At 34.3% G+C, this 19228-nt stretch carries 20 protein-coding genes and 2 pseudogenes; 20 read left to right on the top strand and 2 right to left on the bottom strand.

Features of this window, described 5'->3' with window-relative positions; all coding sequences use genetic code 11:
• Positions 1–63 precede the first annotated feature (63 nt).
• The 6 genes and pseudogenes from BCER98_RS07115 to BCER98_RS07135 all read left to right on the top strand — a co-directional run bounded on the left by BCER98_RS07115 (position 64) and on the right by BCER98_RS07135 (position 6357).
• Positions 64–432: a response regulator gene (locus tag BCER98_RS07115; RefSeq protein ID WP_041809611.1), complete on the top strand. Its 369-nt coding sequence runs from the start codon at positions 64–66 to the stop codon at positions 430–432.
• A 134-nt stretch (positions 433–566) separates the two neighbouring features.
• Positions 567–1244 (top strand): annotated as a pseudogene (locus tag BCER98_RS23620) (Hpt domain-containing protein); the annotation flags it as partial.
• Between the two features lie 90 nt (positions 1245–1334).
• Positions 1335–2528: pseudogene (locus BCER98_RS23625) on the top strand (chemotaxis protein CheA); the annotation flags it as partial.
• A 158-nt stretch (positions 2529–2686) separates the two neighbouring features.
• Entirely contained in the window at positions 2687–4351 is a 1665-nt protein-coding gene (locus BCER98_RS07125) for a flagellar motor switch protein (RefSeq protein ID WP_012093836.1), read from the top strand.
• A 29-nt stretch (positions 4352–4380) separates the two neighbouring features.
• Positions 4381–5604 (top strand): hypothetical protein, encoded by a 1224-nt coding sequence (locus BCER98_RS07130; protein WP_012093837.1) that lies wholly within the window; start codon positions 4381–4383, stop codon positions 5602–5604.
• Positions 5605–5646: 42 nt separating this feature from the next.
• A complete protein-coding gene (locus tag BCER98_RS07135) occupies positions 5647–6357 on the top strand; it encodes a hypothetical protein (RefSeq protein ID WP_012093838.1) in 711 nt (236 codons plus the stop codon).
• 45 nt (positions 6358–6402) lie between these two features.
• Here the strand turns inward: BCER98_RS07135 and BCER98_RS07140 are convergent, their stop codons facing one another.
• Together BCER98_RS07140 and BCER98_RS07145 are read right to left on the bottom strand one after the other, a co-directional pair.
• Positions 6403–7185, bottom strand: coding sequence for a CheR family methyltransferase (locus BCER98_RS07140; protein WP_041809613.1), 783 nt, complete (start codon positions 7183–7185; stop codon positions 6403–6405).
• Positions 7186–7235: 50 nt separating this feature from the next.
• On the bottom strand, positions 7236–7733 hold the full coding sequence (locus BCER98_RS07145; RefSeq protein ID WP_012093840.1) for a hypothetical protein: 498 nt from the start codon (positions 7731–7733) through the stop codon (positions 7236–7238).
• A gap of 142 nt (positions 7734–7875) precedes the next feature.
• Between BCER98_RS07145 and BCER98_RS07150 the strand changes: the two genes are divergently transcribed.
• The 14 genes from BCER98_RS07150 to BCER98_RS07215 all read left to right on the top strand — a co-directional run bounded on the left by BCER98_RS07150 (position 7876) and on the right by BCER98_RS07215 (position 19200).
• Entirely contained in the window at positions 7876–8340 is a 465-nt protein-coding gene (locus tag BCER98_RS07150; RefSeq protein ID WP_012093841.1) for a YaaR family protein, read from the top strand.
• Positions 8341–8356: 16 nt separating this feature from the next.
• The gene (locus tag BCER98_RS07155) at positions 8357–8809 is read left to right on the top strand and encodes a hypothetical protein (protein WP_012093842.1); all 453 of its coding nucleotides are present in this window, start codon (positions 8357–8359) and stop codon (positions 8807–8809) included.
• A 17-nt stretch (positions 8810–8826) separates the two neighbouring features.
• Positions 8827–10149 carry a flagellar hook-associated protein FlgK gene (gene flgK, locus BCER98_RS07160; protein ID WP_012093843.1) on the top strand — a complete coding sequence of 441 codons (1323 nt, stop codon included), beginning with the start codon at positions 8827–8829 and terminating at the stop codon, positions 10147–10149.
• 50 nt (positions 10150–10199) lie between these two features.
• A complete protein-coding gene (locus BCER98_RS07165; protein WP_012093844.1) occupies positions 10200–11063 on the top strand; it encodes a flagellar hook-associated protein 3 in 864 nt (287 codons plus the stop codon).
• 22 nt (positions 11064–11085) lie between these two features.
• Entirely contained in the window at positions 11086–12432 is a 1347-nt protein-coding gene (locus BCER98_RS07170) for a flagellar hook-associated protein 2 (protein ID WP_012093845.1), read from the top strand.
• 22 nt (positions 12433–12454) lie between these two features.
• Positions 12455–12823, top strand: coding sequence for a flagellar export chaperone FliS (locus BCER98_RS07175; RefSeq protein WP_012093846.1), 369 nt, complete (start codon positions 12455–12457; stop codon positions 12821–12823).
• A complete protein-coding gene (locus BCER98_RS07180; protein ID WP_012093847.1) occupies positions 12813–13085 on the top strand; it encodes a hypothetical protein in 273 nt (90 codons plus the stop codon). Before BCER98_RS07175 ends, BCER98_RS07180 begins: the two co-directional genes overlap by 11 nt.
• A 353-nt stretch (positions 13086–13438) precedes the next feature.
• The gene (flgB, locus tag BCER98_RS07185) at positions 13439–13867 is read left to right on the top strand and encodes a flagellar basal body rod protein FlgB (protein ID WP_049759297.1); all 429 of its coding nucleotides are present in this window, start codon (positions 13439–13441) and stop codon (positions 13865–13867) included.
• A 19-nt stretch (positions 13868–13886) separates the two neighbouring features.
• Positions 13887–14300, top strand: a complete 414-nt coding sequence (gene flgC, locus BCER98_RS07190; protein ID WP_012093849.1) for a flagellar basal body rod protein FlgC — start codon at positions 13887–13889, stop codon at positions 14298–14300.
• A 17-nt stretch (positions 14301–14317) separates the two neighbouring features.
• Positions 14318–14617 carry a flagellar hook-basal body complex protein FliE gene (gene fliE / locus BCER98_RS07195; RefSeq protein WP_012093850.1) on the top strand — a complete coding sequence of 100 codons (300 nt, stop codon included), beginning with the start codon at positions 14318–14320 and terminating at the stop codon, positions 14615–14617.
• 22 nt (positions 14618–14639) lie between these two features.
• Positions 14640–16205, top strand: coding sequence for a flagellar basal-body MS-ring/collar protein FliF (gene fliF / locus BCER98_RS07200; RefSeq protein ID WP_012093851.1), 1566 nt, complete (start codon positions 14640–14642; stop codon positions 16203–16205).
• A gap of 13 nt (positions 16206–16218) precedes the next feature.
• Positions 16219–17223, top strand: a complete 1005-nt coding sequence (gene fliG / locus BCER98_RS07205) for a flagellar motor switch protein FliG (protein WP_041809616.1) — start codon at positions 16219–16221, stop codon at positions 17221–17223.
• A complete protein-coding gene (locus BCER98_RS07210) occupies positions 17210–17899 on the top strand; it encodes a FliH/SctL family protein (protein ID WP_012093853.1) in 690 nt (229 codons plus the stop codon). Before fliG ends, BCER98_RS07210 begins: the two co-directional genes overlap by 14 nt.
• Entirely contained in the window at positions 17896–19200 is a 1305-nt protein-coding gene (locus BCER98_RS07215) for a flagellar protein export ATPase FliI (protein ID WP_012093854.1), read from the top strand. Before BCER98_RS07210 ends, BCER98_RS07215 begins: the two co-directional genes overlap by 4 nt.
• Positions 19201–19228 lie beyond the last annotated feature (28 nt).

Genomic DNA, 19228 nt, shown 5'->3' on the forward strand with positions numbered 1-19228 from the left:
AGTGAGAATGATAAGCTGAAATATTATGATATATTTATACATAGAAGGAGAGAATTAAAAAGAATGGCACATAAAATTTTGGTTGTAGACGATGCAATGTTTATGAGAACAATGATTAAAAATTTATTAAAAAGCAATCCGGAGTTTGAAATTATCGGTGAAGCAGAAAATGGAGTAGAAGCAATTCAAAAATATAAAGAGCTTCAACCAGATATTGTTACATTAGATATTACAATGCCAGAAATGGATGGATTAGAGGCATTGAAAGAAATTATGAAAATGGATGCGAATGCCAAAGTTATCATTTGCTCTGCAATGGGACAACAAGGCATGGTATTAGATGCGATTAAAGGCGGCGCAAAAGACTTTATTGTTAAGCCGTTCCAAGCCGATCGTGTGATTGAAGCATTAACAAAAGTAGCAGCAGGTTAATTTATATAGGAAGGGGTGCCACAAAGAATCGAACAAGAGAGGTAGAGAAGGGTGGTACCCTCTTTTTCTGTTGTTTTTAAAACATTAAATTGTGATACATAAATGAAGTGTTTGACAAGGCAGGGGGGTTGAAAATGCAAACAGATTTATTAAATATATTTTTTGAAGAGGCAGAAGAGCATTTACAATCATTAAATGAAAATGTCTTAAACTTAGAACAAAATCCTGAAGATATGGATGTTGTCGGTGAAATTTTCCGTTCTGCTCATACATTTAAAGGCATGTCTGCTAGTATGGAATTTACAGAGATGGCTGATTTAACACATAAGATGGAAAATGTTCTTGATGAAATTCGTCATGGAAATATGGCAGTTAATGCTGATATTATAGATGTTATTTTTGAATGCATTGATAATTTAGAAAAAATGGTCGCTGATGTACAACAAGGTGGTGTAGGGAATTTAGATGTTACGGCTACAAAACAGAAGTTAGAAGCTTTGTTAAATGGTGATGTAGTCAGTACAACAGATAACCAGCAACAAATCGAAGTACCTGAGAAGGAAACAGTTTCGCATGAGATTCATATTACAATTGAACAACAAGCGATGTTAAAAGCAGTGCGAGCCATTATGTGTATAGAGGCATTGCAAAATTTAGGAGATATTGAAAAAACAGTTCCGAGTATAGAGGAAATTGAAGCAGATGCTTTTGGATTTGAGTTCACAGTCTATATGAATACAGAGCGGAGCGAGGAAGAGCTAACGCAAGCTGCACTTCATGTTTCTGAAATTGAAAAAGTGGAAGTGAAACAGGAGCAACCAGTCGCAGGAGCACAAGCTGAGAAAGAAGCGAAGCAGAGTGCCACATCTTCTTCACGACTAGCTAACAAAGGAACATCTTCTAAAGGAAATGCAAAGGGAAAAAACACGAAAGTAGAAAATCGTTCTATTCGTGTTCAGTTAGAAAAGATAGAGCGATTAATGAATATGTTTGAAGAAAGTGTCATTGAACGTGGACGCATCGATGAATTAGCAGAGAAGATTCAAAATAAAGAACTAATAGAGCATTTAAATCGTTTGGGGGACATTTCGAAAGATATTCAAAATGTATTACTAAATATGCGCATGGTACCGATTGAGACGGTCTTCAATCGTTTTCCACGCATGGTGCGCATGCTAGCGAAAGATTTAGGAAAAAAAATTGATTTACAGATTACGGGTGAAGATACAGAAGTCGATAAGATTGTCATTGATGAGATTGGAGATCCGCTTGTTCATTTAATTCGTAATGCAATAGATCATGGCATTGAAACGGTTGAAAAACGTCGTGATGCAGGGAAGAATGAGACAGGAACAATACAATTAGAAGCTTTTCATAGTGGAAATCACGTTGTCATTCAAATTACTGATGATGGAAACGGAATTCATAAAGGAAAAGTATTAGAGAAAGCAATTAAAAATGGAGTTGTAACAGAAGCGGAAGCGAATAAATTAACAGACCGTGAAGTATTTGATCTTATTTTTCAACCTGGATTTAGTACAGCGGAAGTTGTTTCCGACCTTTCAGGAAGAGGTGTTGGATTAGATGTTGTAAAACATACACTCAATAGTCTCGGCGGCCATTTAATTGTTGATTCAGAAGAAGGAAAAGGTAGCACATTCCGCATTGAGCTTCCTTTAACACTATCTATTATTCAATCTATGCTTATTCAAACGAATGAAACGCGCTATGCGTTACCGCTCGGTAATATTGTTGAAGCAATTCGAATTCGAAAAGAAGATATACAATCATTGCAAGGGAAAGATGTTTTAAATTATCGCGATCAAATTATTGAAGTGAAACATTTAAGTGTGATTTTCGGTGAAAAAACCGCAGATGAGGTATTTGCATCATATGATAGCCAAATGATTCCAGTTTTAATCGTGCGCAATACGCATCGCAGCTACGGACTTATCGTAAACACAATTATCGGTCAAAGAGAAATTGTCTTAAAGTCATTAGGGGACTTTTTTGCAGAGAGTGCAAAGCATTTTTCAGGTGCAACAATTCTTGGTGACGGACGGGTAGTCCTCATTTTAAACCCTGAAGGTTTATAATAGAAAGGAAACTCCCCAATGTTTAAAGTTGGGGAGTTTTTTGTGACTGAAAGAATAAAGTACATATTTATGTTTACAATTTTCATGATAAGTTTGTTAAAATATAACGGGTGCAAAAGAGAATTTTTATAACAAATGGAAATGAGGAGGCGAGAAAAATGTCTGAACAGCATACAAAAGAGGACAAGGCTACGTCTGTGCTCAAAAAGGAAAATCAATTACTCACATCCCAGGAATATGATATTCTTGGAGAAATTGCAAATATATCATTTGGTTCAGCCTCAACAGTATTATCTACCATTTTAAATCGGCAAGTTAGTATTACGACTCCCCATGTGGAAGTGGTAGATTTATATGATACGAGAGATATCGAAGTTCCACATGTTGTATTAAATATTCAATTTACAAAAGGTTTGGATATGGAAAATCTTCTTGTTCTTCAGCAGGATGTCGCTTTAGCTATCGCTGATTTGATGATGATGGGAACAGGTGAAGTAGAAGAAGGAAAAGAGCTTGGTGAACTGGAATTAAGTGCAGTCCAAGAGGCAATGAATCAAATGATGGGCTTTGCTGCAACATCTATGTCAGAGTTCTTTCAAGATACAGTTGATATGTCACCACCGACGATTAAGGTTGTGAAATTATTTGAAGAGATAGAGAAAATATCAGGTGTGGATGAAAGTAATACAATTATTAAAGTGTCATTTGACCTGAAAATTGACCATCTTGTCAACTCTAAACTTGTACAAATCGTTTCAGTTGAACATGCGAAACAAATGATAAGTAAATTGTTACAACTGTCTGGGGGAGGAGAACAAGAACTTATAGAAGAAGTGCAAGAGGAAGAAAACAAACAGGAATTAGTAGAAGAGCCGCCTTTCCAAGAGAAGTTAACACAAGAAGAGAAAGATGTACTCGGAGAAATTGCTAACATTTCAATTGGCTCAGCTTCCACGGTATTATCGACATTGTTAAATCAACCTGTTAGCATTAGTACACCGAATGTAGAAACGATTGATGTTCGTTATTATGATGGGGTACCTGTTCCGTTTGTTATTTTAAATGTTGATTTTGTTGAAGGATTAAAAAGTGAAAATGTCTTTGTCTTTACGAAAGATGTCGCTTTAACAATGGTAGATCTTATGATGATGGGAACAGGTGAAATTGATTCAGAGCAAGAATTGACAGAAATGGAACTAAGTGGTGTTAAAGAGATCATGAATCAAATGATGGGGCATGCTGCAACGGCCATGTCAGAGATGTTTATGGAAAAGATGGATATCACGCCACCAACTGTAAAGTTTGTTACATTAAAAGAAGAGATGGAGTATTTAGGAAAAGAAGCCGATTCTGATGAACTTGTCCAAATTACATTTAATCTTGAAATCGGAGATCTCGTTCAATCCAAAATGTATCAAATTTTACCGCTTTCAGAAGCAAAAGAAATGGTAAAACGTCTTTTACATGTAGATGTAGAAGAAAGCATTGAACTGGAAGAAGAAGCGAGTATCAAGGAAGAAAACGTGGAAGAGATTCCAGAACCAGCGGTAGAACCAATTGAACTACTAGAGATTCATACGGGCGAACCGGAATATATAGATACATCTATCCTCCAAAATGTTGAAATGAATGTGCGGTTTGTATTTGGTAGTACAGTGAGAACAATTGAAGATATATTGAGTTTACATGAAAACGATGCGGTTGTACTAGATGAAGAGGTGGATGAACCAATTCGAATTTATGTGAACAATGTATTAGTTGCATATGGTGAACTTGTAAATGTTGATGGATTTTTTGGCGTGAAAGTTACAAAGTCGTTATAAGACGTTACAATAGGAGCTTGAACAAATAGATGAATAGTATGAGATATGTTCTCGTTTGCTGGATGATATTACAGCTACTTCTCTTCTTTCCAATCCAAAGTAAAGCAGAAGAGGGTATACAAGAAAGTGATATCGGAACAACTAATCAACAAGATGTGCAAAATAATAAACAACCGAGAGAAGAAATAGAATACCAAGAAAAGCAGCAAGAGGAGCAAGAACAAAAGATTGAAACAGAGTTAGGTGTAGTGACGGTGAGTAAGCAGCAGCTTATTCCAAGAGAAAAGCTAGAAATTGCGATTGAACCAAAAGAACAAAATGTAAAAAGTATAACCGGAGCATTGCAATTGCAAGTGAAAGAAGGACAATATGAGCAAAAGAGGCCGTTAACGTTTCAGTATGAAGAAGAAACGAAAAAATGGGTTACGTCTTATACGGTTGGAGCTTATGATTTAGAAGGAGAGTGGCATCTTCAACTCATGCAGCAGTACGAAGACGAAGAGAGTAAAGGAATCATAGAAAAAGAAACACGAATTCCACTCGTTAACATTAAAAATGAAGCTCCGACTTTAGACAAAGAATTGCCGAGGTTAGAACAACTTATCGTTGCAAATGCAAAGGATGGGGTAATAGAGCGAAAAAATGGTGATATAATAGAGATTCGTGTGGAAGCCTCCGATGCAGAATCAATAGTAAAAGAAGTACGTGTTATATTAAAAGGGGAAGAACCGAATAATGATATTACTTTTTTACTAGATTATCAAAAGCATAAACAGGATTGGCGGAAAGTTTATGAAGTAACAGAAGCGATGAAAGCGGGGAGATACCATCTTCATCTTGAAATCGTTGATGCTGTTGGTAACCGATTTGTGCACGAAAGTTCGTATATTATCTCCGTTTTAGAACAAGTATCTAAAGAGAGCGAAGAGCCAAAAGAACAAGTTCAAGAAGAGAAGCAAACGGAAGAGCCGATCAAAGTAGAGAAAGTTGCTGCGAAGGAAGAGACGGTTGTCCCAATTGCTGATGTGCCGAAGAAACAAGAAGAGCAAAAACAGCCTGAACAAGAAGTGAAAAAAGTACAGCCGTCAAAAAAAGATCATCAAACGGTTTCTAAGAAGCAAGAGCAAGTTGAAAGTAAAAAAGAGAAGAAACAGCCAAAAGAAGAGAGATTTGAAGCTTCACAAATATTTATGATAATAGCAGGCTTGTTCGCGTTATTCTTTGTTGTAAAAAGTAATAAAGAGTGGAGCTAACATAATAATGAAATGCGGAAGTGCTTGAAAAGGAGCATGGAAATGGATATTAAGCGCATTGGTATGGAAAACAAGACGTTAGACCCGTTCAAACAGTCTGCGACTATTTCTAAACAGGAGATACATAAAGAGCGAAAACAAAGTAATCTAGTAATTACAACTCAATCTCAAATCATTACAAAGAATCATGAAATCGGTATTTTACTTGCAAATCTTGGTGATGGAAAAGCGCTTACAGCATTTCTCATGAAGGAAATAGATACGATACTTCAGTTATTCTCAAAACTGCATACAGTAGCGAATGAAGGAAAGCAGTCCGAACAAATATATGAGCAAATTGTGAGGAGTATAGAAGGAATTGTAAAGCAGGCACATGTAAAGGGGATTCCTTTATTAGATGGAACGTATGATTATGCCGAAGTACAGCTTGTATTTGGACGGAAAGTATTTATCCCATTATTAGATGTAAGTGGGCTTCTTTCTTTGGCGGAGCAGAATCCTTCTCAAGGTAATTTGAATATGATTATGAGCGTCATTACGACTTATATGACAAAACTATCAAATGAAACTTCATTAATAAATGGTGTTTATCCTTCTCAGGATCGTGATGCGAGTGCATGGCGTGCATTAGCCGAAATGAATATGACACAGTTGTCACACCAATTCAAAAAAGCGATGCAAGAACATAAGTGGTCGATTACGATTTGTTTTTTACTTATATGGATTGTTTGTATTCTTTTCATACGGTCATGATAGAGAGACAAAAGGTCGCTGCTTTCTAAAAAAGCAGCGACCTTTTTATATTTTTTCATAAAAGAACGTATCAAAGCGCTGAAGATTATAGCGCTCAGGAGTTAAAATTTGCTCCGTGCTACCGACAAATAATACGCCGCCTTTTTTTAAGGAACGGCTAAATTTGTCATAAAGTAGCGCCCTTGCTTCTTCTGTAAAGTAAATCATAACGTTGCGACAAATAATTAAATCAAAATTTGTGTCGAAACTTTGTGTCAATAAATCGTGTTGTTTAAAGGTTACTTGTTGTTTTATGCTAGGACTTATTGTATATATATCATTTTCTTTTATAAAATGACGTTTTTTAAAAGCATCTGGTAACTCTTTCAAAGAGCGTTCTGTATATTGACCTTGTTTTGCTTTTTCTAAAATATGAAAATCGAGATCTGTTGCTTGAATTTCAAAGCGAAAAGTTGGCAATCGCTCTGATAAAATGAATGAAAGGGTATACGGTTCCTCGCCAGCTGCACATGCAGCACTCCATGCTTTTAACTTTCCAGTATTTTGTTGGAGCAGCTTTGGTAAAACTTTTGTTTCAAGTGTTTGCCAACGCTCTTTATTGCGGAAAAATTCCGATACGTTAATTGTAATGTGATCGATAAAGTGTGTAAATAATTCTTGGTCATTTCGCAGAGCATTGATAAAATGAGTATAATTTTCAAAACCTTTGCGTGAGAGGAAAGAATCAATTCTTCTCCTCATTCTATCCTGCTTATATAAAGAAATATCTATATGGAATTGTTGTTTAAGACTCGTTATAAAATAATTATAATTTTGTTCATTTATCATAGTTATATAGGCACAATATATTGTATTGTGCCTCCCCCTTTTTAGATGTATTACATCATGCGGATTTTTTGTTCAAAGCTTTTTTTTACTTGGTTTTGCTGTAATCCGGGTAAATCATAAATCACTGCATCAACCCCCGCATCCTTTGCGATATCGACAGGAATAACAGACGTATGTTTATCTCCATTGTAAAAGCAGAAAACTAACTGACTGCCTTCCACAATTTGTTTGATAAAAGACATATACTCTGAGCGATAAATAGAATCATAAGGGTAATCAAATGTGATATATTGTGCTCCGTATGCTTTTAGATAATCGACCGCTTCTTGAAATTCATCTGTTAGTAAATGTAGCGATTGCAATGTGTACAGGCATAAGTTTGGAGCCAAATGTTCATTTTCTATAAAGAAATGAAGCACTTCATTTTCAATAGATTTGTAACATAATATGTGAATTTTATGTTTGTGAGCATAGTCTAATAAAAAAGCTTTTATTTCTTTTCGATCTAATGCTGTTAATTGATTTGAACCACAAAGAAAAATATTCATAGATTTGCGCCACCTCATGCTAAATTGTAACATAACTTCCGCAAAAAATAACTGCAAAATATCGTTATACAGAGTATAATTATAAATAACCGGATTTTACGATTAATAAATAAAAAAATAAATAAATGTATAGGTGATTGATATGCTACGTTCTATTTCGCACAATCCAATTTTATCGCATATACCACCTGCAAACCAAATGCCGAAAGAAGCAAACTTGAGAACTGGACTTGCTTTTTCGGAGAATTTGCATGCGGATTCAAAGAAAGATAAGTTGCTAGAGCAAATGGAAGCATTTGTTGATAATATTGGAGAAATTAAAGAAAAAATTGAATTAGAGTTAACTCTTGATAATGTAATGGAATATAAAAATACAGTGAAATCATTTTTGAATTTCTATGTTGATCATGTATTACAGTACAAAGATGTTATGTCGCGTCATCCAAGGTATGGATATTCGCAAAAAATGACAATCGTGAAACAAGCTGAAACGGGCTTAAATGAATTAGAGGATGTTATGAATTTAATTAATACAAAAACAGGTCATTTAGAAATATTAAACCAAATTGGAGAAATTCATGGTTTAATTGTGAATCTAGTATTATAAAAAGGAAGGAAGTTATATGTACATACAGTTATATGAGAAGCTCGTTGTCATTCAAAAGGCATACGAGAATATTAGTGTGCTTGGAGAACAGATATATGAGAATTTAAAACAAAAAAACATAAATGAAGTACAGCGACTGCAAGTGGAACAACTGCGATATATAGATGGTGTAAAACAACTAACAACTACTTTCAAAGATAGCGTTGTTCAATGTTGTCAAGAAAATGGCGTTGAACCATTTCGAATGCATTCGTTGTTTTCGTATTTTTCAGAAGAAGAAATTAAAAAAACAGAAGAATTACAAAAAAAACTACTGGAATTAGAAAAAAATGTAAAAACAATTCTGTTGAAAAATCAATATTATTTAAATATATTATTAAAAACTACAGAAAGTATTGTGGATTCTGTTTCTGAATACAATCAAGAAAAGAATCATAATTCGCAAATCTTTATGAATGAGCTATTGTAAAGGAGAAGTGAAAAATTATGAGATTATCTGATTATAATACACCGCTATCAGGCATGTTAGCGGCACAAGTTGGGTTGAAAACAACACAACAAAATCTTACTAATATTCATACACCGGGATATGTGCGTCAAGCGGTAAACTACGGATCTGTGGGAGCGAATAATGGAAATACACCAGAACAACGAATTGGTTATGGAGTTCAGGTAATGGGTGTAGATCGTATTACAGATGAAATTAAAACAAAACAATATAATGAGCAATTATCTCAGCTGTCTTACTACGGGTATATGGACGATGCTTTATCACGAATAGAATCTATTATAGGGACAACTGGGCCGAATTCATTGTCTAGCTTGATGGATGGTTTTTTTAATGCATTTCGTGAAGTAGCTAAAAATCCAGAACAAGCAAATTATTATGATACGCTTATTGCTGCAACAGGTAAATTTACAAATCAGTTAAACCGCATTGGAAGAGATTTAGAAGAAGCGGAAATGCAAGTATCAGCAGATATTCAAGGGCATGTAGACGAGTTTAATCGTCTTGCTGAAAGCTTAGCAAAAGCAAATGAAAATATTAGAGAGGCTGGTTTGAAAGTGCCGAATCAGCTCTTAGACGAGCGAGATCGGATTATTACAGAAATGTCTCAATATGCTAATATAGAAGTATCTTACGAATCTGGAAATCCTAATATTGCGAGTGTTAGAATCTCTGGTGTATTAGCAGTAAGTGGACAAGATACGTATCCACTTCAATTACAAAAGGAGAAAGAACCGATTTCAGTACAAATTTCCGGAACAGATATTCCATTAAAGAGTGGGAAAATCTCATCTGCAATTGATATGAAAGTAAAGATTACTGGAAATAAGGACAAGCATGTTAAAGGCTATAAAGATTCTTTAAATGAATTAATGTCTGCTATCAAAGATCAAGTAAATGGAGTTATGAAAAAAGATTTCTTTGTTGGAGATATTTCCAAAAATATTCGTTTAAATTCAGAACTTGCAAATGACGTTTCAAAAATGAAAATTTCTACTGAAACAGCAAAAGAATTGGCAGGAATTTCAGATAAAGAATATACAGATGGACTTTCTTATAAACAAGCATTAGATAAATTTCTTGTTGGAATTGCATCAGATAAAAGTGCAGCAAGTGCCTATAAGGATATTCATACAAACTTATTCACAGATACTGAACAAGAGAAAATGAGTATGGAAGGCGTTAATATGGAAGAAGAAATGGTTAACTTAATGGCCTTTCAGAAATATTTCGTTGCCAATTCGAAGGCAATTTCAACAATGAATGAAGTATTTGATAGCTTATTTTCTATCATTCGATAAGGGTAAATTTAATTAATTTATAAAAATTAAACAATAAAGAAGGGGATTTTATGAGAGTATCTACATTCCAAAATGCAAATTGGGCTAAAAACCAACTGATGGGTTTAAGTGTTCAGCAACAATATCATCGTAACCAAGTCACTTCAGGTAAGAAAAATTTACATATGAGTGACGATCCGCTTGCTGCGGGGAAATCATTTGCAATCGAACATTCATTAGCAAATATTGAACAGATGCAAAAAGATTTAAAAGATTCAAAAAATGTTTTGTCTCAAACTGAAGCGGCGTTACAAGGTATTACGAAATCTTTAACAAGAGTCGATCAATTGGTTCTACAAGCTGTAAATGGGACGAACGGTCCAAAGGAAATGAAAGCGATAGGTACAGAAGTTAATCAATTGTTAAAGCAAGTGGTATATTTGGCTAATACAAAAGAACAAGGACGCTATCTTTTTGGCGGGGAAAGTGTAGAAAAACAACCTTTTACAGAAGATGGTACATATCAAGGTGGAAATAAAAATGTTACATGGGAATTAAATGATGGCTATGAAGTGACAGTTTTTCGTAAAGGGGATAACTTGTTATCTTCAGCTATTCAAACATTAAAGAAAATGGGAGATGCATTACAAAATGGTGATAAAAAATCCTTGGAGCCATTACTAGAAGAAAATAAGCAAAATTTAGATAAGGTGTTGAATCAAACAACAGAATTAGGTGCAGTAATGAATACGTTGGATACATTCAATACAATTTTAAATGAACAAAACTTAGCGCTCCAAGAAAATCGAAAAGAAATCGAGGATGTAGATTTAGCTGTAGCAATTTCTGATTTAGCTTATATTAATGCAACGTATGAAGCGACATTAAAATCAGTAAGTACGATGAGTAAAATTAGTATTTTGGATTACATGTAATGATAAGAAGGAGTGGATATAAATGGGAGGAACAATCACCAATGTAGGTGGTAGACAGCAGATTTGGAATTTAGGGAATAACATAATTGATACCTCTAATTTAGTAAATTTAGAACTGCAAGCTTTAGAAATGAAAAAAACGCCTTATGCAAATCAGAAACAAACACTCACTAATGAGAAACTTATTTATGCAAGTGTAAAAAAAGAATTTGGGAATTTTTATCAAATTTTTAAAGATTTATCTGCATTTAAAGGGAATGAAAAGAAAACAGCAGCCTCTAAAGATGGATTTCTTACGGCCCAAGCGGATGCTTCAGCAATTGCAGGTACATATACGATTACAGTTGAAAAGGTTGCACAAAGACATCAAATTACTACGGCTCCAGCGAATTCAACAAATACAACAGGGACAATTCAGTTGGATGATAAAATTGGAAAAGACGATACATTTAAAATTGGTAGTAAAGATGTTACAGTTACAAAGGATATGACGTATAAAGATGTAGTTAACAAAATTAATAATGGAAACTATGGTGTGTCTGTATATTCTCTAGGGGGACATTTATTTTTTACATCAACTACAGAGGGTAAAGATGGCGAAATAAAATTAACTGATGGAAGTAATGGCTTTTTAAAGAGTATCGGATTAATAGATAGTACCGGTGCAATCGCAAATGAGATTACAAAACCATCAGATGCGGAATACACAATAAATGGAATTGCTGGAACTAGTAAATCTAATAAAATTAGCACTCTTCCCGGTGTGACTATTAATTTAGAAAAAGAAACAACGGAACCAATTACTTTGACAATTCAAGATTCTGATATAAAGGATTCTATTAATTTAATCAAAAAAATGAAAGATGAATATAATAAAGCTGTTTCAAGTTTAGATTTGTTTGCAGGTAAAAATGGTGCTTTGCAAGGAAGTAGTGTGGCATTTTCGATTCAAAATGCTATGACAAATCTTTTTTCATATTCTCAAGATAAAACATTTCTGTTCTCTTTTGGTATCGAAGTTGATAAAACAGGAATTATGAAATTAGATGAAGCGAAGTTGGCAACTGCATTTAAAGAAAATCCAGAAACAACAAAACAATTTTTCTTTGGTTTAAATGGTTTAGGACATAATATGGAGAAAAACCTTGATAAGATATTTGGTGATGAAGGTTTTATTGGAAAGCGATCTAAAAGTATTGATGAGCAAGTAAGCAAATTAAATCAAAAAATTAGTGACATTGATACAATTAATAAAACGAAACAAATATCTATTATTGATAAGTATGCTAAGTTAGAATCTACACTGGCTTTACTTGATATGCAGTTAAAAACTATGAAAGCTATGACAAAGCAAAAAAGTGATGATTAATGAAAATTGAGGAAGTGTTAGTATGCAAGCGTGGCAACGATATATGCAAAATGATATTATGACAAGTAATCCAATTAAAAATACAATCTTCATTTATGAAAGATGTATTGTTGAGTTTCAAAAATTAGAGCAATTGCTCAGTGATTTTCAAATTCAAGAGGGAGAAATACTCCTTGAAAAATTAGAACGTATTTTTGAAGAGCTAAAATTACAGTTGAATCCGGAAATTACAAAAGATTTATATGACAGCCTTTACGGTTTATATGATTGGATTAGCTCTCAAATTCAAATGATGAAAATAACACGTGAGGCGAAAGATATTGATGCAATTGTAAAAGTATTACAAGATTTAATAGATGGATATCGTGGGGCGTTGGAAAATGCACAATGATATTTATCAAGCTTTTGTTAGCTGTTTTAATGAGATAGGGGAACTAAATGTAACGGAGGAAGAATTCTCTGAAAAAAGTGAAATGCTAAATCGCTGGATGATGACGTTAGATGAGGAAATGCGTGCTCAAGTAGCAGAACAAGTGAGTCCTTATATTATTAAGGCTGCACAACATATTCGAGATAAACAAAAAATATTAGAAGAAATGATTATGTCAAATGATGGACGTATGAAAGCAAATGCTTTTTATGGGAAATATTGATAAGTGCATGGTTAATATTTGCAATGAAAACATATTACTCACATAACATGTAAGAGAAATCTTTATGTGAGTAATATGTTCATTAGTGAATGATGAATTCCGCTGATAGAGGTTTCATTTTATTAAAATAAACAGAAAAGGAAATTTATTCGACGAACTAGTATAAAAGGAATTTTTATCTTGTTTTTTGTATTATTTTTTACATTTTTTTATTTTTCTAAAGACAATATTGGAAAAATGGCATAAAATATTGAAGGATGCATAGTAAGGTATTATTGTAATAAACGAATACATATAAGAGAGTGAAGAATGAAGTGAAACTTCCATCAGTGGATGAATACGGTTGGCTCAGAATGATAGAAAGGGTGTGGAATATGCCGGATTTAGTTAGTGACGTAGGTCATTATATGAACTATTTGGTAACAAAAAGAAATACGATTTCTAATAATATTTCTAATGCGAATACACCAGGTTATAAAGCACAGGATGTTACATTTTCTGAACAAATGCAAATGAGTAATGAATTGTATAAAAAAAATGCATCTGATTTAAAGACGAATTCAAGTTTATATCAAACAAATAAATTGCATTTGCCAACAGCAAATGTAAAAAATACATATGCAAAGATTCAAGAGAAATCGATGCAAGTAAATAAAGATGGAAATAGTGTTGATGTAACAACAGAAATGCTAGATTTGCTAAAGACAAATCAATTATACGGTATTTCAATCAATGCGATTAATACACAGTACACAATTAATCAGGCAGCAAGAGGACGTTAAGAAAAAAGGAGAGACAGCTATGTTTCAGGCAATTAATGCAAGTGGATCAGGACTAACTGCCGCACGAAAGTGGATGGAAGTAAGTTCTGATAATATTGTCAATGCAAATACAACAAGTGCACCAGATGGGGAACCTTATCGTCGTCGCAGTGTTGTATTAGAATCAAACCGTAATTTTGCAAGTATGCTCAAGGAAGCTCCAAATGATGGAGTGAAAATTACACGAATTGAATCAGATCCAAATGAAAATTTGGTTTATAACCCGTCACATCCACATGCAAATGCAGAAGGGTATGTTCGTTATCCAAATATTGATATGACAGCTGAAATGACAAATGTTATGGTTGCACAAAAAATGTATGAAGCCAATACAAGTGTATTAAATGCAAATAAAAAAATGCTCGATAAAGATTTAGAAATCGGCAGAGGATAATAGGAAAGAGGGAGAATATGAAAATTGAACCAATGTTAAATACACAGCCATTTGGATCTATTCAATCAATTGGTACACCTAAGAATTCGCAATCGTCCGTGATTGAGGGCAAGAGATTTATCGAATTATTGGAAGATATGAATCAAACACAAAATAACGCTCAAACAGCAGTATATGATTTGCTTACGAAAGGTGTAGGAGAGACGCATGATGTCCTTATTCAGCAAAAAAAGGCAGAATCACAAATGAAAACAGCTGCTGTTATACGTGACAATCTGATTGAAAACTACAAGCAGTTACTTAATATGCAAATTTAGGAAAATGGACGGGTGTGTTTAAATGGAAAAGATAAAAAATGTTTTCCAATCGCTAAAAACATGGCATAAGATGGTTATTGGTGCTGCGATTTTAGCGATTGGAACAGGAGCGCTTTTATATTTCACCTTGCCAGATAAATATGTTGTTGTCTATCAAAATTTAAATGATGCAGATAAGCAAGAAATTACAGCAGAATTATCAAAGCTAGGTGTAGATTATCAGTTAGTTAATGATGGAGCTATTAAAGTTCCAACAAAAGATGCTCCTTGGATTCGAAAAGAAATGAATGGAATGGGATTGCCGTTTAATTCAAAAAGCGGTGAAGAGATTTTATTAGAAAGTTCTCTTGGATCTAGTGAACAAGACAAGAAGATGAAACAGCTTGTCGGTACGAAGAAACAACTTGAACAAGATATTGTAAGAAACTTTGCAACAATTGAAAGTGCTAATGTTCAAATTACGTTACCTGAAAAAGAAACGATTTTTGACGAAGAAAAGGCGAAAGGAACGGCTGCGATTACAGTTGGGGTAAAACGTGGTCAGCTATTAACTGAAGATCAAGTTGCAGGTATTCAGCAAATGATTAGCGCAGCAGTTTCTGGAGTAAAGCCAGAGGAAGTTAGCGTTATTGATAGTAAAAAAGGTATTGTTTCAAAAGGTGCGGATGCATCAACACATGCAAGTTCGTCTTCTTATGAAAAAGAAGTAGAAATGCAACAGCAAATTGAAAACAAGCTGAAACAAGATATTGATGCGACATTAATGACAATGTTTAAAGCGAATGAGTTTAAGGTTAATACAAAAGTTAGTGTTAATTATGATGAAGTGACACGTCAATCCGAGAAATATGGTGATAAGGGCGTTCTTCGTAGTAGACAAGACCAACAGGAACGTTCAACTGCGCAAGAAGGCGCTGACGCAAAACAAGGCGCAGGTATTACGGCAAATGGCGAAGTTCCAAATTATGGTACGAATAATAATCAAAATGGTAAAGTTGTTTACGACAATAATAATGGTAATAAAATTGAAAACTATGAAATTGATAAGACAGTTGAGACGATTAAAAAACATCCAGAATTAACAAAAACAAATGTTGTTGTTTGGGTAGATAACGATACATTAACAAAACGAAGAATTGATATGACGACATTTAAGGAAGCAATTGGAACAGCAGCTGGTTTACAAATTGATCCAAATGGAGAATTTACAAATGGCCAAGTGAATGTTGTTACTGTTCAATTTGATCAACAAAAAGAAGAGAAAACGAAAGAACCAGAACCGAATGGCTTCAACTGGTGGTTAATCGGAGGAATTGCGGGAGGACTTCTTGCATTAGGTGGTTTGGTTTGGTATTTATTAGCAAGACGTAAGAGAAAACAAGAAGAAATAGAGGAATATGAATCATTGGCAGAGGAAGAAGTAGCAGCTACTGATGAAACAATTATGGAAATTCCTGAAGAAAAACTAGAACCAACAGAACAGGCAGAACCAACAGAACCAACGTTAGATGAACAAGTGCAAGATGCTGCAAAAGAGCATGTAGAGGGCACTGCAAAAGTTATTAAAAAATGGTTAAATGGACAGTAAGGGAGGAAAAATGATGCTAGATGAAATCTCCTCCAAAGAAAAAGCTGCGATTCTTATTCGGACATTGGATGAAAAAGTAGCAGCGAAAGTCATTGAATATATGACAGCAGAGGAAAAAGAAATATTACTGCGTGAAATCGCTAAATTTCATGTGTATAAACCTGAAACATTAGAAAATGTATTAGGACAATTTTTATATGAATTAAATGTGAAAGAATTGAACTTAGTTACGCCAGATAAAGAATATATTCGCCGCATATTTAAAAATATGCCGGAAGAAGAATTAGAAAAGTTATTAGAAGATCTCTGGTATAACAAGGACAATCCATTCGAGTTTTTAAATTCACTTACAGATTTAGAGCCATTACTAACGGTTCTAAATGACGAATCGCCGCAAACAATTGCTATTATTGCATCGTATATTAAACCGCAGCTTGCTTCACAATTAATCGAAAGATTGCCAGACCATAAGCGTGTGGAGACAGTAATGGGTATTGCGAAACTTGAGCAAGTGGATAGTGAGTTAATCGGCAAAATTGGTGAACTATTAAAATCAAAATTAAATAATATGGCATTTAGTGCTATTAACAAAACAGATGGACTTAAAACAATTGTTAACATTTTAAACAATGTTTCGCGCGGTGTGGAAAAAACAGTCTTTCAAAAGCTGGACGAAATGGATTATGAGCTATCTGAGAAAATTAAAGAAAACATGTTTGTCTTTGAAGACTTGCTCGGTCTCGATGATCTTGCGCTCCGTCGCGTCCTAGAAGAAATTACTGATAATGGTGTCATTGCGAAGGCGCTAAAAATTGCTAAAGAAGAAATTAAGGAAAAGTTATTTACATGTATGTCTTCTAACCGTAGAGACATGATACTTGAAGAATTAGATGGTTTAGGACCACTTAAGATGACTGAAGCAGAAAAAGCGCAGCAAACCATTACAGGTACTGTTAAAAAGCTAGAGAAAGAAGGAAGAATTGTCATTCAAAGAGGTGAAGATGATGTCCTTATTTAAAAACAGAATTCCTAAGAATTCTGTTTCTTTTTCTGAGGAAACGTATGAATTACAATTTCCAAAGCCAATTCATTCAGAACACGAAGAAATAGAAATAGAAATAGATCATGCAGCATTGCTTGCTCAGCAAGAGATGCTGCATACTGAAATGCACAAATTAAGAAAAGAGCAGCAAATATTTCAAGAAGAAAGACAACAATTTTTGAAGGAAAAAGAACAATTCCACAAACAGGTTGAGGAACACATGCAACAAATGGAGATGGAGCGTGCTCAATTTCAAGAGAAACAGCAAGAAACGGCCTATGAATGGGCAGAATTGCTATGGGATCAATCATTGCAGCTTGCTGAAAAAATTGTGAATCAAGCGATAGATACAAGAGAATTGGATATTCTTCCAATTTTAAAAGGAATTGTTCAAACACTTCCAACTTCGTTTGAAAAACTAATTATAACGGTTCATCCAGAAACTGTTGAGCGCATCGAAGAAGAAAAAGAACATTCGAAAGAGTATTGGCTTCTAGAGCTTGTAGAATGGAAATATGATTTTTCCTTACAATTTGGTGAATTTGTCATTGAGGAAGAAAAAGAGTTTTTCGAATTTAAGTTCAAGCCTATATTTGAAAAACTTCGTCAAAAGTGGGAAGAACAAAAGGTATTTGAGGAGACAAATGTATGAACAGTATGTTAATGAATCAACATCAGAAGTGGAATACATTTATCGAAACGTCGTTTTATATAAAAACAGGAAAAGTGCATAGTGTGCAGGAACAGTTCTTTATTTCGAAAGGTCCAAAAGCTAAAATTGGTGATGTTTGCCTTGTTGGGGAACATCACGTTTTATGTGAAGTGATTGCAATTGAAAAAGAAAATAATATGTTGCTTCCATTTGAACAGACCGAGAAAGTATGCTATGGGGATTCTGTTACATTAATTGCGGAAGACGTTGCAGTGCCTAGGGGAGAGCATTTACTTGGGAAAGTGTTAAGTGCGAATGGTGAGATTTTAAATGAACCGAGTGAGAATATCCCGCTTCAAAAAGTAAAACTAGATGCACCTCCTATCCATGCGTTTGAAAGGGAAGAAATTACCGAAGTATTTGAAACAGGAATTAAATCTATTGATGCAATGTTAACAATTGGAGTTGGTCAAAAAATTGGTATTTTCGCGGGATCAGGTGTTGGTAAATCAACATTACTTGGAATGATTGCGAAAAATGCGAAGGCTGATATTAATGTGATTAGCTTAGTAGGGGAACGTGGTCGCGAAGTGAAAGATTTTATTCGTAAAGAACTTGGAGAAGAAGGGATGAAAAAAAGTGTTGTTGTTGTGGCGACTTCTGATGAAAGTCATCTGATGCAACTTCGTGCAGCGAAGCTAGCAACATCAATTGCTGAATATTTCCGCGACCAAGGGAATAATGTTTTGCTTATGATGGATTCTGTTACGCGCTTTGCTGATGCAAGACGAAGTGTCGATATTGCAGTCAAAGAGTTGCCGATTGGTGGAAAAACACTCCTTATGGAAAGTTATATGAAAAAACTACTTGAACGTTCTGGAAAAACAAAAAAAGGGTCTATAACAGGTATATATACTGTTCTTGTTGATGGTGATGATTTAAATGGTCCGGTACCAGATTTAGCTCGTGGGATTTTAGATGGTCATATTGTATTAACGCGTGAACTGGCAACGCTTAATCACTACCCAGCTATTTCTGTGTTAGATTCAGTGAGCCGTATTATGGAGGAAATCGTAACGCCGGATCATTGGAAGCTTGCAAATGAAATAAGAAAAACGCTATCTATTTATAAAGAAAATGAATTGTATTTTAAATTAGGAACAATTCAAGAAAACGAAGAGAATGCTTATATTTTTGAGTGCAAGAATAAAATAGATGGTATAAATACATTTTTAAAGCAAGGCCGGACAGATTGTTATCACTTTGAGGATATTGTTCAAGCGATGCATCATATTGTATAAGGGCCTCGCGTATGAGGTCTTATTTTTG

It is taken from the genome of Bacillus cytotoxicus NVH 391-98, from assembly GCF_000017425.1.
GTDB lineage: Bacteria > Bacillota > Bacilli > Bacillales > Bacillaceae_G > Bacillus_A > Bacillus_A cytotoxicus.

Excerpts from the sequence above, each read along its gene's own strand:
- BCER98_RS07115 (WP_041809611.1), top strand. The coding sequence starts at position 64 with ATGGCACATAAAATTTTGGTTGTAGACGATGCAATGTTTATGAGAACA.
- BCER98_RS07125 (WP_012093836.1), top strand. The coding sequence starts at position 2,687 with ATGTCTGAACAGCATACAAAAGAGGACAAGGCTACGTCTGTGCTCAAA.
- BCER98_RS07130 (WP_012093837.1), top strand. The coding sequence starts at position 4,381 with ATGAATAGTATGAGATATGTTCTCGTTTGCTGGATGATATTACAGCTA.
- BCER98_RS07135 (WP_012093838.1), top strand. The coding sequence starts at position 5,647 with ATGGATATTAAGCGCATTGGTATGGAAAACAAGACGTTAGACCCGTTC.
- BCER98_RS07140 (WP_041809613.1), bottom strand. The coding sequence starts at position 7,185 with ATGATAAATGAACAAAATTATAATTATTTTATAACGAGTCTTAAACAA.
- BCER98_RS07145 (WP_012093840.1), bottom strand. The coding sequence starts at position 7,733 with ATGAATATTTTTCTTTGTGGTTCAAATCAATTAACAGCATTAGATCGA.
- BCER98_RS07150 (WP_012093841.1), top strand. The coding sequence starts at position 7,876 with ATGCTACGTTCTATTTCGCACAATCCAATTTTATCGCATATACCACCT.
- BCER98_RS07155 (WP_012093842.1), top strand. The coding sequence starts at position 8,357 with ATGTACATACAGTTATATGAGAAGCTCGTTGTCATTCAAAAGGCATAC.
- flgK (WP_012093843.1), top strand. The coding sequence starts at position 8,827 with ATGAGATTATCTGATTATAATACACCGCTATCAGGCATGTTAGCGGCA.
- BCER98_RS07165 (WP_012093844.1), top strand. The coding sequence starts at position 10,200 with ATGAGAGTATCTACATTCCAAAATGCAAATTGGGCTAAAAACCAACTG.
- BCER98_RS07170 (WP_012093845.1), top strand. The coding sequence starts at position 11,086 with ATGGGAGGAACAATCACCAATGTAGGTGGTAGACAGCAGATTTGGAAT.
- BCER98_RS07175 (WP_012093846.1), top strand. The coding sequence starts at position 12,455 with ATGCAAGCGTGGCAACGATATATGCAAAATGATATTATGACAAGTAAT.
- BCER98_RS07180 (WP_012093847.1), top strand. The coding sequence starts at position 12,813 with ATGCACAATGATATTTATCAAGCTTTTGTTAGCTGTTTTAATGAGATA.
- flgB (WP_049759297.1), top strand. The coding sequence starts at position 13,439 with ATGATAGAAAGGGTGTGGAATATGCCGGATTTAGTTAGTGACGTAGGT.
- flgC (WP_012093849.1), top strand. The coding sequence starts at position 13,887 with ATGTTTCAGGCAATTAATGCAAGTGGATCAGGACTAACTGCCGCACGA.
- fliE (WP_012093850.1), top strand. The coding sequence starts at position 14,318 with ATGAAAATTGAACCAATGTTAAATACACAGCCATTTGGATCTATTCAA.
- fliF (WP_012093851.1), top strand. The coding sequence starts at position 14,640 with ATGGAAAAGATAAAAAATGTTTTCCAATCGCTAAAAACATGGCATAAG.
- fliG (WP_041809616.1), top strand. The coding sequence starts at position 16,219 with ATGCTAGATGAAATCTCCTCCAAAGAAAAAGCTGCGATTCTTATTCGG.
- BCER98_RS07210 (WP_012093853.1), top strand. The coding sequence starts at position 17,210 with ATGTCCTTATTTAAAAACAGAATTCCTAAGAATTCTGTTTCTTTTTCT.
- BCER98_RS07215 (WP_012093854.1), top strand. The coding sequence starts at position 17,896 with ATGAACAGTATGTTAATGAATCAACATCAGAAGTGGAATACATTTATC.